Origin of the sequence: Paenibacillus sp. FSL L8-0340, from assembly GCF_038593145.1 — a bacterium.
Taxonomy (GTDB): domain Bacteria; phylum Bacillota; class Bacilli; order Paenibacillales; family Paenibacillaceae; genus Paenibacillus_AQ.
The window spans coordinates 4299216-4313677 of the sequence record NZ_CP151967.1 but is presented as its reverse complement, the minus strand read 5'-3'; the positions used below and the strand labels follow the sequence as shown (position 1 = coordinate 4313677).

Annotated in this window: 13 protein-coding genes; 8 read left to right on the top strand and 5 right to left on the bottom strand. The window is 50.8% G+C overall.

Translation table 11 applies throughout. The annotated features are described in order from the left end of the window. The first annotated feature begins 78 nt into the window (after positions 1–78). The 8 genes from NST07_RS19345 to NST07_RS19310 all read left to right on the top strand — a co-directional run bounded on the left by NST07_RS19345 (position 79) and on the right by NST07_RS19310 (position 9714). Complete coding sequence (locus tag NST07_RS19345) at positions 79–849, top strand: NUDIX domain-containing protein (protein ID WP_038593164.1); 771 nt, start codon at positions 79–81, stop codon at positions 847–849. A gap of 161 nt (positions 850–1010) precedes the next feature. Then, complete coding sequence (locus tag NST07_RS19340) at positions 1011–1553, top strand: isochorismatase family cysteine hydrolase (protein WP_341093871.1); 543 nt, start codon at positions 1011–1013, stop codon at positions 1551–1553. Positions 1554–1605: 52 nt separating this feature from the next. Next, a complete protein-coding gene (locus tag NST07_RS19335) occupies positions 1606–3057 on the top strand; it encodes a nicotinate phosphoribosyltransferase (RefSeq protein WP_342479958.1) in 1452 nt (483 codons plus the stop codon). Between the two features lie 323 nt (positions 3058–3380). Continuing rightward, the gene (locus NST07_RS19330; RefSeq protein ID WP_341378876.1) at positions 3381–4610 is read left to right on the top strand and encodes a glycosyl hydrolase family 8; all 1230 of its coding nucleotides are present in this window, start codon (positions 3381–3383) and stop codon (positions 4608–4610) included. Between the two features lie 425 nt (positions 4611–5035). Further along, positions 5036–6046: a 2-oxoacid:acceptor oxidoreductase family protein gene (locus NST07_RS19325; RefSeq protein ID WP_341093867.1), complete on the top strand. Its 1011-nt coding sequence runs from the start codon at positions 5036–5038 to the stop codon at positions 6044–6046. Between the two features lie 26 nt (positions 6047–6072). Further along, a complete protein-coding gene (locus NST07_RS19320) occupies positions 6073–8379 on the top strand; it encodes a thiamine pyrophosphate-dependent enzyme (RefSeq protein ID WP_341378875.1) in 2307 nt (768 codons plus the stop codon). A 346-nt stretch (positions 8380–8725) separates the two neighbouring features. After that, positions 8726–9328 (top strand): DUF1349 domain-containing protein, encoded by a 603-nt coding sequence (locus NST07_RS19315; protein WP_341093863.1) that lies wholly within the window; start codon positions 8726–8728, stop codon positions 9326–9328. An 80-nt stretch (positions 9329–9408) separates the two neighbouring features. Beyond that, entirely contained in the window at positions 9409–9714 is a 306-nt protein-coding gene (locus tag NST07_RS19310; RefSeq protein ID WP_341093860.1) for a hypothetical protein, read from the top strand. Between the two features lie 151 nt (positions 9715–9865). On the opposite strand, the gene NST07_RS19305 is transcribed toward NST07_RS19310, so the two are convergent. From NST07_RS19305 to NST07_RS19285, 5 genes are all read right to left on the bottom strand, one after another. Continuing rightward, positions 9866–10684: an ABC transporter permease gene (locus tag NST07_RS19305; protein WP_341093858.1), complete on the bottom strand. Its 819-nt coding sequence runs from the start codon at positions 10682–10684 to the stop codon at positions 9866–9868. Next, positions 10681–11700, bottom strand: coding sequence for an ABC transporter ATP-binding protein (locus NST07_RS19300; protein ID WP_342479957.1), 1020 nt, complete (start codon positions 11698–11700; stop codon positions 10681–10683). Before NST07_RS19300 ends, NST07_RS19305 begins: the two co-directional genes overlap by 4 nt. 22 nt (positions 11701–11722) lie before the next feature. Beyond that, positions 11723–12520, bottom strand: coding sequence for an ABC transporter permease (locus NST07_RS19295; protein WP_341093855.1), 798 nt, complete (start codon positions 12518–12520; stop codon positions 11723–11725). A gap of 31 nt (positions 12521–12551) precedes the next feature. Next, positions 12552–13586, bottom strand: coding sequence for a DUF5937 family protein (locus NST07_RS19290; RefSeq protein WP_341093854.1), 1035 nt, complete (start codon positions 13584–13586; stop codon positions 12552–12554). 274 nt (positions 13587–13860) lie between these two features. Next, entirely contained in the window at positions 13861–14376 is a 516-nt protein-coding gene (locus NST07_RS19285) for a MogA/MoaB family molybdenum cofactor biosynthesis protein (RefSeq protein ID WP_179091686.1), read from the bottom strand. Between the last annotated feature and the right edge of the window lie 86 nt (positions 14377–14462).

The window sequence follows — 14462 nt, the reverse complement described above, 5'->3', positions numbered from 1 at the left end:
TTGATTTTAGAAGTTCAGGTTTGGTACATTAAAAGATACGAACAGTTAAATTAAAGCTGCAGCAAAGGATGATCTAGAGTGAGCGAGAACGCGGAACAAAACTATAACGCCAAAAAGTACCGTACACCGGACGGAGTTCCGGCCGATATTGTCATGTTTACCTTGACCAAACGGGAACGGAAGACGGTCACGAAGACGCTTCCGCTGCGCGAACTGAAAGTCATGCTGATCCGTCGGAAGAAATGGCCTTGCGAGGGCATGTGGGCCTTGCCGGGTGGCTTCTGCCAGGAAGATGAATCTATATATGATGCAGCCACACGTGAACTGAAGGAAGAAACCGGTGTGGACGGCGGACATTTGGAATACCTTGGTGTCTACAGTACACCGGGCCGGGATCCGCGCGGCTGGATTATCAGCCACGCCTTTTTCGCACTGGTGGAGGAGTGGATGCTGGAGCAGAGACAAGCCTCCGATGACGCGGGTGAGGTAGGGCTGTTTACGCTGCAGGAAGCGCTCGAAGAGCTGGAGCTGGCTTTTGACCACCGTGATATTATTAACGACGCCTATCTGCGGATTCAGCAGCAAATGCTGCAGACGACGATAGCCAGACAGTTTTTACCGCGGCATTTTACGCTGAGCGAGTTGTATCAGGTCATTCAGACCGTAGTGCCGGAATTTAAGGAACCGAACTTTATCCGCAAAATTACGTCAACCCGCAGCAGGCAGGGTATATTAAAGGAAGTAAGCGATGAAGCAGGCAATCCGCTCAGCTCCAACCAATACTCCCAGCGCCCTGCCCAGCTCTATATGTTTACGGACCACGAGCCATTATTATCAATTTATACTTAAAGCAGATACTTACAAAACCAGGCGGATGCTTTCGAAGCAGTTTTGTACGAAGCTATTCAATGGAGTAGATGCTCACAAAACTTAGCGTATGCTTTCGAAGCAGTTTTGTACGAAGCTATTCAATGGAGTAGATGCTCACAAAACTTTTAGGAGGTCACTAGATGAAGGCATTGATCGTGATCGATTTCACCAATGATTTTATTGACGGCAGCCTGCCTGTTGGACAGCCCGGCATAGACATTGCGTCCAGAGTGAACCAGTTGACGGAGCAATTTGTGAAGAGTGGCGATTTCGTGGTGATGGCGGTTGATTTACATGAAGCCAATGATTCCTATCATCCGGAGAGCAGACTGTTTCCACCGCATAATCTGCGCGGCAGCCGGGGGCGTGAGCTGTATGGGGAGCTGCATAACGTATATGAAGCGAACCAGAAAGACATCTATTGGATGGACAAAACCCGTTACAGCGCCTTTAGCGGCACGGAATTGGAGCTGAAACTGCGTGAACGCGGGATTGCCGAGCTGCATCTGATAGGGGTATGTACAGATATTTGTGTGCTGCATACTGCAGTGGATGCATATAACAAAGGTTTTGAAATCATCATACACGAAGATGCTGTAGCGAGCTTCAATGCCGATGGGCATGTCTGGGCGCTGGGTCATTTCCGGGGCAGCCTCGGAGCAAAAGTGGTTACTGCAAAATAGAGAAAACTATAGACCTGCAGATGCAGCAGTGAAGATACTAGGAGATGAGGATATGAGGAGAGAGCTTGCTCTACATACGGACAAATATCAGATTAATATGATGTACGCCCATTGGGTCAACGGGAGCCACAAACGCAAGGCCGTATTCGAAGCCTATTTCCGCAAGCTTCCCTTCGGGAACGGCTTTGCTGTGTTCGCAGGCCTGGAGCGGATCGCTCAGTACATCAGTGAACTGCGTTTCACTGAGGAAGACATCCGTTACTTGTCCGAGCAGGAAGAGAATTATGCACCTGCTTTTCTGGAGGAGCTGCTGCAGTTTCATTTCCAGGGCAGTATCCATTCCATGAAGGAAGGAGCGCTTGTCTTTCCCGATGAGCCGCTGATCCGAGTGGAAGGAACGATCATGGAGGCTCAGCTTGTGGAGACAGCCATCCTGAACTTCATGAACTATCAGACGCTGATCGCCACCAAAGCTTCCCGTATCAAGCAGGTGGCACCGAATGATATTCTGCTGGAGTTTGGCACGCGGCGTGCTCAGGAAGCCGACGCGGCGGTGTGGGGAGCACGTGCGGCTTATATCGGCGGCTTCCATGCCACCTCCAATATGCTGGCCGGTAAAATGTTCGGCATACCCACGAAGGGCACACATGCCCATTCCTGGGTACAGAGCTTCGCCAGCGAACAGGAGGCGTTTGATGCTTATGCCAAGGTGCTGCCGGATGGCGTTACGCTGCTGGTGGATACATTTGACACGCTGCGCAGCGGTGTGCCGCATGCGATTAACACCGCGAAGAAGCTAGAGGCGGAGGGTAAACGCATGAACGGCATCAGGCTCGACAGCGGAGACTTGGCCTATTTGTCACGCCAGGCACGCAAGATGCTCGATGAAGCTGGACTGCAGTATGTGAAGATCGTCGCTTCCAATGATCTTGATGAGAACACGATCATGAACTTGAAGTCGCAGGGAGCTGCCATAGATACCTGGGGTGTGGGAACACAGCTGATTACGGCATCTGATCAGCCTTCCCTAGGCGGAGTGTACAAGCTGGTGGAGATGGAGTCCCCTTCCGGTGAAATGGTACCAACGATCAAAATCTCCTCCAACCCCGAGAAAGTATCTACGCCAGGGAAGAAGGAAGTGTTCCGGATTGTCGGCACCAATGGCAAGGCGCTGGCCGATTATATCAGCTTCCCTGAAGAAACGGGCCCGCGCCGTGGTGCCCGGCTGAAGCTGTTCAATCCGCTGCACCCCTATATGAAGAAGCATGTGGAACGTTACGAGGCGCTGCCGATGCTGGAGCCAATCTACGTCAATGGTTTCCAGGTTTATAAATTACCGGAGCTGGATGAGATCCGCCGCTACCATCAGGAGCAGCTCGACCTGTTCTGGCCTGAGTATCTGCGCATACTTAATCCTGAGGTGTACCGCGTGAATCTCAGCGAGCAGGTGTGGGACCGCAAGCAGCAGCTGATTGCAGAGCATATGCAGCAGGATATCGAGTAGAAGAGGCTTTTTAATAGAATGTGATAGACAAGTTGTCCCCTGCAGGCAATCTGCGGATGGGGCAGCTTTTTACCTTCAATTCGGTGTGCAAGACACAATACGGATTGACAGAAAATAACAGAGATTATATATTAAAGATGTTCTTACTTTCATGACGAATTCAGGAAACTGAATTATCTTTTTTGTCATGAAAGTTAAAACGCTTTAACTTTCATTTCTGCTGCCGGAAAGTTTCATTGATCCAATTGAGAGGGGGGAGTTCTGGTTTCGCCGGTTTATTTTCGCAATTGATTCTTATTCTACTATTGAGGAGTGAATCATTTATGAAAAGTCGAGGCAAGCATAAACTTGGCTGGAAAAGCTTCTTGTTACTCTGTCTGGCGCTACTTCTCCTACCGGCTGGTTCGGCATTTGCTGCTGTAAACAAACCTTTCCCTCAGCATACGACTTATACGAGCGGCACAATCAAGCCTAACCATGTCACACAGACAAGTATGGACAACTCTGTAAAAACAAAATGGAATGCCTGGAAAGCGGCTTATCTGAAACCGGCAGGCACAGGCAAATATTACGTTAAATATAATTCGGCTGGCGAAACCGTTTCCGAAGCCCATGGCTACGGTATGCTGTTCACGGTACTTATGGGTGGTTATGACAGCAACGCACAGACTTATTTCGATGGACTGTATAATTATTACACTGCACATCCCAGCTCTCTTAATCCTTACCTGATGTCGTGGAAGCAGAACAGCAGCTTTGAGAATATCGAGGGGGAAGATTCTGCTACGGACGGTGATATGGATATCGCCTACTCGCTCCTGCTCGCAGACAAGCAGTGGGGCAGCAGCGGCACAGTTAACTATCTGCAGGCAGCCAATCATATTATTAATGCAATTATGGACGATGAAATCAATCAGACGCAGTGGACCATCCGTCTCGGCGATTGGGCGAACAGCGGCTCTTACAATACCGCTACCCGGCCATCGGACTTTATGCTGAGTCATTTAAAGGCATTTCAAGCGGCAACCGGGGATACCCGCTGGCAAAATGTTACAGATAAAACCTATACGATCATCAACAGCCTGTATACAGGCTATAGCGCTACCACCGGTTTGCTGCCCGACTTCGTGGTCTATTCCGGAGGGGTCTACAAACCGGCGCCAGCCAATTTCCTTGAGGATGCCAACGACGGGCACTATAATTATAATTCCTGCCGTACCCCATGGCGGATTACAACCGATTACCTGATCTCAGGAGACAACCGGGCCTTATCCCAGCTTAACCAGCTGAGCAGCTGGATCAAGACTAAAGCCAGCAATACGCCGGGCAATATTAAGGATGGCTACAAGCTCAATGGGACCACCTTCGGAAGCTACAACAGCGGTGCTTTTTATGCTCCGTTCGGGGTGAGTGCCATGACCTCTTCGGCTAACCAGAGCTGGCTGAATTCACTTTGGAGCCATACGGCAGGCAGCGCAGCGGAAGATTACTATGAAGACAGCATCAAGCTGTTCTCGATGATTGTGATGTCGGGTAACTGGTGGACTTACTAAACCTTTGAGAATTACAGCAATCCTAGCCCATCTCCGGATGGGCTTTTGCGATTTTCAGACCCGTTTTTTGCTGGGAAGTGTATGCTAACTGTGATATTTATCATGATTAATGTGATAAATTTAACATCTTAATTTTTAATTTTATTGCTAAATTAAGGGTGACCTTGTATCCACAAAAACCTTGGGAAACACGGATTTTTCACACAATTTTCATATATTGTTGCTTGTATGGCAGATTACCTTCTATTAAAGTAACGCCACTCTGTCGCGTATAAAGAAATCATCTAAAATCCATAAATAAATGTGATTCCCAAAGCGTGGAAAATGCAAGATATGTCACTTCGCGACTTGCAAATTCAAGTTACAATCGTTGAAAAAGTCAAAAGGATGTTATTCTACTTGACACTAAGGAAGGGGTTATGTCGGTGGTACAATTACCAAAATTGAACGATCTCGGTTTCTTTGAGATTCGTCTGGAGTCCATTGGAGGGCTGGGAGCGAATCTGGCCGGTAAGATGCTCGCGGAAGCGGGCGTGGTGGGCGCGGGTCTGAACGGCGTCAGTTTTTCGTCTTACGGCTCGGAGAAGAAGGGGTCAGCAGTAAAGGCCCATATCCGTTTCTGTGATTTGGACACACATATCCGCGATACTTCGCCGGTTGAGCGTCCACACGTCGTTGGGGTTTTCCATGAAGCACTGGCCAAAACCGTCAATGTGACCAGCGGCATTTATGAGCACAGTACCGTTCTTGTGAATTCGGCCAAGACGCCGGAGGAGCTGAAAGAGCTGCTCAAGATGAAGGCAGGCACGATCGCGGTGATCGATGCGACAAGCATTGCCCTGAAAGAAAAGAACCGGGTCAATATGGCGATGCTGGGTGCGTTGTTCCGGCTTTGTCCTTTCCTGGATACCGAAACCATGAAGGGCGTAATTGAGAAATCTCTTGGCAAAAAATATCCGCAAGCTGTACAATCGGCGATTACCACCTTTGAACGGGGCTTCAATGAAGTGAAGTTTATGGACTTTGAGCTGCCTGAGGGCGACAGCATGCCGGAATATGTACGTTCCGACATTTCAGCGCTGGGCTATGAGACCCAGCCGATGGGCGGTACCATCATTAACCCGGGCAGCAGCTTCCTCAAGAATCTGAGTATTTCCCGTTCCGGAATGATTCCTGCATATGAGAATGAATCCTGCATCCACTGTGCACAGTGCGATACTGTTTGCCCCGATCAGTGTTTTGTCTGGGAAGAACGGCTCGACCGCAAGGGCCGCTCGCAAATGTTCCTGCTGGGCATTGACTATCAATATTGCAAGGGCTGCCTGAAATGTGTAGGCGCCTGTCCGACCTCTGCGCTGTCCATTCTGCGTGAGAAGGAAGGCTATGCGGACAGTCATACGGTGCATCATCAATTCGATCTTATATCGCAGTCTTAATCTTCTGAAGAAAGGTGGAATGAACAGTGGCTATTGATTATGAAAAAGAAGTAGGTTCCGCCAAGGTGGAACAGAAATTCCTGTATGAATCAGGAAATGAAATGGCGGCATATGCCGCACATCAGATTAATTACCATGTCATGGGTTATTTCCCGATCTCCCCGTCGACGGAGGTTGCCCAGTTCCTTGATACGATGAAAGCTAGCGGACAGCATGATATTATGCTGGTTCCTTCGGATGGCGAGCACAGCTCGGCAGGGATTTGTTATGGTGCTTCTACAGCAGGCGGACGCGTATTCAACGCGACCAGTGCTCAAGGCTATATGTTCATGCTGGAGCAATTGCCTGTACAAGCCGGTACGCGGATGCCTATGGTCATGAACCTGGTCTGCCGCTCCATTTCCGGTCCGCTGAATATTCATGGCGACCATTCGGATTTGTATTTTGCCCTGAACACCGGATGGCCAATCCTGATGTGCCGTGATCCGCAGTCCGTCTACGACATGAACCTGATGGCGCTGAAGCTGGCAGAGCATGCCAAGGTCCGTCTTCCGGTTATGGTTGCTTCTGACGGCTATTTCACCTCCCACCAGAAACGTCGTGTGCAGGCTTTCGCCCACCGCGAGGATGTTCAGAAGTTCGTAGGCGAACAGCCGCCAACCGGTTTTACCGATACGTTGGACCGCAATAATCCGGTTACGGTAGGTCCTTATATGAATGAACCGGATTATATCAACAACCGTTACCAGCAATCGGTAGCGATGTACAATGCCGGTGAAGTGTTCGAGGAAATCGCCCAGGAATTTGCTGAACTGACCGGACGCCATTACCCTATGATTGAGGAATACCGGATGGAGGATGCGGACGTAGCGGTATTTCTGATGAACTCCGCTTCCGAAATTATCAAGGATGTGGTAGATCAGCTTCGCCTGCAAGGCATCAAAGCCGGTGCGATCTCGCCAAATATGATTCGTCCTTTCCCGCAGAAGCAAATTGCCGAAGCGTTGAAGAATGTTAAAGCGATCACTGTCGGGGACCGCGCTGACTCTGTTGGCGGACACGGCGGCAATATGGTCAACGAAATCAAGGCGGCCCTGTTCACTTACGGCAACACCACTACCAAAGTAATCAGCCGCATTTATGGACTGGGCGGTAAGGATTTCTTCGCTGAAGATGGACATCATTTCTTCCAGCTCGCCATGGACGCTGTGGTCGCGGATCGTGTAGAAGTGCCGTTCGATTATTATGGACATAATCCTGGTGAAGCTGAAAAAGCTCCGAAACGTTTGCTGAAACCGATGAATTTCGAGTCGCTCAAGACCGGCCTGATTACGGTGAAGCAGGATGAAGTGACCGGCAAGCTGAGTGTGAAGGTGCCTCCGGTCCGTAGCCTGATGAAGAAACCTAGACGGTTGTCACCGGGTCATGGCGCTTGTCCGGGCTGCGGTATTTTCTCGGGCCTGGAGCTGTTCTTCAAAGGGATTGAAGGAGATATCGTAGCGCTTTATCATACGGGCTGCGCAATGGTAACCACAACAGGTTATCCGTACTCGTCCCACAAATCGACGTTTATCCATAACCTCTTCCAGAACGGTGCAGCTACGCTGTCCGGTGTGGTGGAAATGTTCTGGGAACGCAAACGCCGCGGTGAGCTGGATGGACTGGGCCTGCAAGAGGACTTTACCTTTGTCATGGTTACCGGCGATGGCGGGATGGATATCGGTATGGGACCGGCCATTGGTGCAGCGCTGCGCGGCCACAAGATGATCATCGTGGAGTACGATAACGAAGGTTATATGAATACAGGCGCACAGCAATCGTATTCTACACCGCTCGGACACCGTACTTCGACATCCAGCATCGGGAAAACCCAGCAGGGCAAAGTAACACAGCATAAAGACACCGCGCAAATTATGGCGGCTACGAACATTCCTTATGTGTTCACCGGCTGTGAGGCTTACCCGCAGGATCTGCTGAAGAAAGCGGCCAAAGCACAATGGTATGCTCAGAATGAAGGTCTGGTCTATGGCAAGATTCTGATTGCCTGCCCGCTGAACTGGATGTCTGAAGACAAGGATGGAACCGACATCGTATCCCTGGCTGTCGAGTCTTGTTTCTTCCCGCTCTATGAAGTAGAGCAAGGATCGACGAACATTACGTATAATCCGGAAGACAAGAATAAACGGGTGGAGGTCTCCGCATGGCTGAAGACGATGGGCAAAACCCGCCATCTGCTGAAGCCTGAGAACGAGCCTGCGCTACGCAGCTTTGAGAACGAAGTACAACGCCGCTGGAACCGTCTGAAAGCGAAACATGAGCATCCAGACTTGTAAGATCAAAGTCAACCTGTAAGCCATTATATATATTATTTTTCACTATTTAAAAGAATATAAGCACAAAGCCCGGCGGATTCTTCTGCCGGGTTTATTTGCACAGAATCAAGCTTACACTTGGCAATAATGCTTCTCCATAGTTCGGATCAGGCAGAGCTGTTGATAGAAAATTCATTAGCGTTCCCGCATAAATCAGGTATTATTTTGCCTCCACACCGTGTTTAACTTAAGCGGACAGCATTTATAAGCTTCATCCCGACGCAATGTTAGGTTATATTGTTGTTATGGTAACTTGTGCCTAGCTAAGTTAATGGCTGATGTGAAAACGGAATGTGGAGGTGCCTAAATGGTAAAGACGAACAACTGGCAGGACGGGATATGGACCAATGAACCGAAGAGCTGTACCGTACAGGGAGATCAATTGATTGTCGAAGCAGTAGAGGGCAGCGATTATTGGCAAAAAACGATGTATGAATTTCAGCATGACAACGGGCATGCACTGCTGGCTCCATGGAAGGAGGGAGAAGCTGTTGAGATCAGCTTTTCATTGCAGGACATCACGGAACTATATGATCAGGCGGGAATTATGCTGTGGCATAGCCCTACAGTCTGGATTAAAGCAGGCATAGAGATGAATGATGGCGTGCCTCATGCCGGTGCGGTTGTAACTGACGGATACTCCGACTGGTCGTTGTCTCCCGTGGCAGAATGGGCCGGAGAGACCGTAACTTTCCGCGCTTCGCGCATGAAGGATGCAGTCATCATCAGAGCCAGAACGCAGTCGCATCCCTGGCGGACCCTGCGGGTCGCCCGTTTTCCTTATGAGTCCGGTGTACAGGCGGGTCCTCATGTCTGTGCTCCTACAAGAGCGGGATTAAAGGTTGTCTTCACACGCTGGATAACCACGGATCCCGATAAAGACGTACATACGGATCCCCCGCTACTCTAATCCTGCTGTATATATTTTGAACCCCCAGCCATCCTATAGTTAACAGGATCTAAGAATACTTGGCTTAGGGGGTATCGGATATGAAGCGCTATATTGCTGGTTGGCTTGCTGCCGTTTGGACTGTAGGAACTATGCTGACAGGCTCTTACCAGCCTTCACAACATGATGCAGATCAATTATTCACCATCCGGGCAGAGCTAAGAGGCAATATTCCGGACGTATATGGAGCGGTCGCACCAGGAGAAACGTCTGTGACAGAATCAGAAACGGGCAACAAAGCCGGGATTCCAATTGTGTACACCTCGATGGATAAAGAGAGGGGCAAATATTCTAAAAAGGTAAAAGCGTTCTTTAACGGACTTTGGGGACATATGGGTGCCCATTGAATGGTGGTAAAATGCAAAGAACCAGCAAACTGAGGGAGATCCCGCAACGGATAGAAACAGGCCAGCCCGATTCCCGGCTGGCCTGTTTCTATCTGTATTTCTTGTGTATAAGGTGAGCTAAATCTTATCCATGCGTAATGCTGTGATAGTATCAAAATAAAGTCCAGTTGCCTTTCATTCTGGCATGTCTTTCTGCCCGGTGGAGCGTGTAGCGGGTGCAGCCGATCAGCGCGAGGCTGCCGATAATCAGGATGACGAGAGACCACCACCAGCCTGTGCCGATGTTGTTATATAGTGCCCCGCGTACCAGAATCAAGCTGTAGGTGACCGGGAACAGTGCAGATAATCCTGTAGCCCAAGCCGGGAAGACCGCCGGAGGTATGCGTACGCCCCCGAACAGCTGCATCGGTGCCTGGAAGATATAGTACAGAAACGAAGATTCCCTGGAGAACAAGGATACCGCGCAGAGCAAGGCTCCCCAGACTATGGCCGCTGCCAGCGTTACCAGGAGGACCAGCAGCAGCGCTAGCCAGTTTACAGAGGACATATCCGCTACAAAGATGAAGGTGAGCAGTGAAAAGGAGGCGAACATCCAGATGCCGTGAAGCAGAGAATACAGAGAACGCCCATACAGAAAACCCATCTTCGAGGACGGGGTCAGGAAGACGGTCTCCACCGTTCCGCCTTTGCGCTCCAATTCGAACAGCCATGCCGATTCTACAGCTGTCCAGAACAGCTGAAAGACTAGATAACCGCTCAGCAAAAAAAGGGGGATTCTGCCGTCAGGGATAACCTGCGAGAGCGTGGAGCCCTCTCCGCTGCGATAAGGCTTCATCGAATAATAGGAAGTCAAGAAGGCGAGCGCCGGCCAAAACAGCAGGGAGAAAAACACAGTCCGGCCCTTCGTTCGGTTCTGGTGCTGCTTGCGCAGCTCGGCTGCAACCGTCAGCCATAAACCGCCGGGCCTCATGACACCCGTCCTTCTGAGAGCAAAATGATCGCATCCTCCAGATTGGGCTTGTCGCAGGAAAAACCGGTGATCACCAGACCGTTGGCTGCGGTCCAGGGCAGCAGCTCCGTAATCAGCCTGTCGGCGGAAGGGGTCTGCACGGAGATGCGGTAGAAGGCATCGCTCCCGAATGAGGATTCATCGCTTCGGCAGCTGCCCGCCAGCTCTGCCGGATGGCCCAGCTGGCCCAGATGCTCCAGCAGTTGCGGGCGCAAGGCTTCATCCCAACCGGTGACATCGAGATGGGCGGTCTGCGATCCGGCAACCTGCCGGACAATCGCTTCCGGCTTGTCGCACAGCAGCAGCTCGCCGCGATTCAGTACATACACCCGGTCGCAGAGCTCTTCAACCTCCTGCAAATAATGGCTGGTCAGGAGGATGCCTTTGCCTTGCTCTTTGGCGAGCTGCCGCACAGTGCTGCGCAGCTGCCTGGCAATAGGCGCATCCAGCCCGAGTGTCGGCTCATCGAGAAATAAATATTTCGGGTCATTGATTAGACCGCGGGCAATCTGCAGGCGCTGCTTCATTCCTTTGGAATATTGCTCCACAGGCTGGTCTGCGGCTTCAGTCAGGCCGACTTCAGTAAGCAGTCGATCACTTTCCACACGAATTTTGGAAGCACTGAGACCGTATAATTTGCCGAAATATTGCAGGTTTTCTCTTCCTGTGAGTCTCCAGTAGAGCATGCGTTCTCCACCGGCTATCATGTTGACCTTCTGCTGCACATCACGCCGGTTTCCGGCCAAAGAGACTCCGTCAATCTGAATATTCCCTGAGGTGGGATCAAGCAGGGTGGATAACATACGGATGGTTGTCGTTTTGCCAGCACCATTCAGGCCCAGCAATCCGACAATTTCCCCTTTATCAATGTTCAGCGACAGGTTTTTAACGGCAGTCACTCTTTTTAGCTCGGAGCGGAATAAGCCGGTTCTGTTCCTCGTTTCGTACGTTTTGGTAACCTCATTCATTTGAATCATTTGCTATTCACTCCTTCACTGGCTAAAATCGTTCAAACATTCCACGCTCAACGCGCCGGTTGCACCATAAGCCTACTGCGATGTAAAGGAACGACAGCAGCAGGACCAGGGGAACATCACGCAGTCCAACTTCCTCCCCGGTAAGCAGACTGCTGCGCAGAAGCTCAAGTGCAGAGGTCAGCGGAAAAATCTCGGCTGCCTGCTGCAGATAACCGGGCAAATATTGCCGCGGGAACTGAAATCCGCAGAGCAGCGTAGTTACCGCAAAAAAAGTGTTTTGTACGATGTATGTATCTCTTGTGTACAGCATGATGCTTCCCAGCACCAGAGCCATCGCATAGCAGGACAGCAAGAAAAGCAGTCCGCTGGTCAATACCGACAACAGATGGGGGGTGGGGAGCCGAAGGCCTGCCAGATATCCGAACAACAGGATCGTGATCAGTTCAAAACCGCTGCGGTACAGCTGCTGGGCGGCGTTGCCCAGAAAATATCCGTTCCGCCTGGAAGGGGAGAGCAGCAGCGCTTCCAGAGTTCCTTCCCGCCATTCTGTCATCAGCGCACGGGAGACATTCATGATCATGCTGGTGGAGAAAATGCTTAGTGCTCCTCCAATGATTACATAGGCCAGATAGTTGCTGCTGCCTGCAAAAACAGAGAACTGCGTATCCAGTTCGCCCCGGATCAAATAGTAATACGAGAAATAAGAAATGAGGACAAGATAGCCTCCTTCAATAATATGACCGAAGGTAAAGGTCCAGGGGTAAGCTCTCAGATTGGATCTCTGGTTCCTGACTGCGGTTGCGATTGCGGTTTGCCACACAAAGAAACAACTCCTTTTTCAGTAATCAACGTTATTGTTCGAAAAATTGCCTTTGCAGGTTGATCAGACTGTCAAAGGCTTCCTTGTTGCAGAAGTAGAACAAGTAATTGCCTTTCCTCTCGGAACCCGCCAGTCCGGCCTCAACCAATTGCTTCAACTGCTTCGATACAGCCGCTTCTGAGATGCCGAGAAGCGGGGCCAGCTGTTTCGTGCAATGCGGAGCCTGCCACAGCAGCTTTAGAATTCGCAGGCGGCTTCCATCACCGAGCGCCTTCAACTGGCGCAGCAGATCCTCCGGAGGTGCTTCGCTGTAAGGCAGGCCAGGGATATCCACGGCCAGCGGAAGGGTCAGTGTATCCTCGCTCCAGTCCATTAGCAGATGCGGGTGGATGAAGGTTGAAGGCAATACATACACCTGCTGCAGACGCTCATAGGGAAAATAGTAGGTGACTGCCTTCTGGGCGGTAAAGGTTCCGTTCCCGGCGAGCAGGCGCGGGTGCAGCGAATTCAGTGCCTTCTCGGCCGAGCGGATTACATCTGCCTGAAACTGTGTGGCGGCTGTGCTAATCCACGGGGCGATGTAATCCCATTCCTTGCGGAAATACTCCCTCTCGTAGGTCTCCAGCACAACAAGCAGCAGGTGGCGGACGTCTTTCAGATTCTTCAGCAGAAACAGCCCGGCTTCATCCGGCTGTTCTCCGTGAGGGTTTGCTAACTTGCCCTGCTGCCATTCAAGAATCGTTCCAAGCGAGACCTTGCTGTTCAGCAAAAGGTGCATAAATTCTGCATCGGGCAGACTCTTGAGCAGTGCGATGCCTTCTGAGCATGTCAAGGAGGAGCCGGGACGTTCTGGTGTCATCAGGGACAGCCATCCGTCCGATATCTTCCCGATAGTCTGAATCTCCTCGCACAACAAGTGCGGCATTTGCGCTGTAAGTTCCCTGGCCCAATGCAGCCGTTTCGGATGATGCTGAGGCTGATGCAGCACATGCAGACTGCACAGCAGTTCATGATACGGACTAATGACGGTTTTGATCTTGCGTTGCAAGGTTAAGAGTGAGCTCATCTCGTTCCTTTCCGATTAACCATTTGGTTAATCAAAAACCACTTTCGCGTAAAGTGTTCAATAGTATAAATTTCACAGCCCCGGTTGTCAACGGATTTTTCCACAGCTGAAAAAGGCGAAAGAACACCGCGTGAATAAAGTACACGCATTTGTTCTTTCGCCTTTAAGGGCAGCATTATTGTGATCTGCAAGATCTGTTATCTCTTTATGGGATTGCTCATTTGTTCATCCTCCAGTAAAAATGGGCATTCCATTACTCTGTCCTATATTCCAGTTACGGCTGTTTATATATTTCACGCATGACATGGCGCAGCTCAGGAATAATCAGCCGTTCCATGGCCAGCTTAATTGCACCGGTGGAACCGGGCATGGAGAAGATAGCCGTATTGCCGATCGTCCCGGCTATAGCCCGGCTGAGGATCGCAGCGGAGCCGATATCTTCCGTGAAGCTCAGCAGCCGGAAAATCTCCCCGAAGCCCGGCAGCGACTTGTCAAGCAGGGAAGCGACGGCTTCGTAGGTGGTATCCCGCGGTGAAATCCCTGTTCCCCCGGTCAGCAGTACGGCTTCGATGCCGGAGTGCACGGAGCTTTTGTAGACCAGCTCGCGGATATCTTCGTAATCGTCCTTGACGATGTCGCGGCCTGTGACTACAAATCCAGCCTCTTTAAGCATAGATTCTATCAGGGCGCCTCCGGTGTCGGTCTCCAGGGTACGCGTGTCCGAGACCGTTATAATATGGCAGGCCACCGTTTGGGGCGCTTCACGCCGGTGTTCCTCTACAGATGACATGCAGACCAGCTCCTTCATCATTCATTATGGCTGACAGCTGTCCAACGGGACGGCATGCGCTCAGCCTAATCCTTCTTTAACCCATA

Bases quoted from the DNA above. Each gene is read 5' to 3' on its own strand.
- NST07_RS19340 (WP_341093871.1), top strand. From the start codon at position 1,011: ATGAAGGCATTGATCGTGATCGATTTCACCAATGATTTTATTGACGGC.
- NST07_RS19335 (WP_342479958.1), top strand. From the start codon at position 1,606: ATGAGGAGAGAGCTTGCTCTACATACGGACAAATATCAGATTAATATG.
- NST07_RS19330 (WP_341378876.1), top strand. From the start codon at position 3,381: ATGAAAAGTCGAGGCAAGCATAAACTTGGCTGGAAAAGCTTCTTGTTA.
- NST07_RS19315 (WP_341093863.1), top strand. From the start codon at position 8,726: ATGGTAAAGACGAACAACTGGCAGGACGGGATATGGACCAATGAACCG.
- NST07_RS19310 (WP_341093860.1), top strand. From the start codon at position 9,409: ATGAAGCGCTATATTGCTGGTTGGCTTGCTGCCGTTTGGACTGTAGGA.
- NST07_RS19305 (WP_341093858.1), bottom strand. From the start codon at position 10,684: ATGAGGCCCGGCGGTTTATGGCTGACGGTTGCAGCCGAGCTGCGCAAG.
- NST07_RS19300 (WP_342479957.1), bottom strand. From the start codon at position 11,700: ATGATTCAAATGAATGAGGTTACCAAAACGTACGAAACGAGGAACAGA.
- NST07_RS19290 (WP_341093854.1), bottom strand. From the start codon at position 13,586: ATGAGCTCACTCTTAACCTTGCAACGCAAGATCAAAACCGTCATTAGT.
- NST07_RS19285 (WP_179091686.1), bottom strand. From the start codon at position 14,376: ATGTCATCTGTAGAGGAACACCGGCGTGAAGCGCCCCAAACGGTGGCC.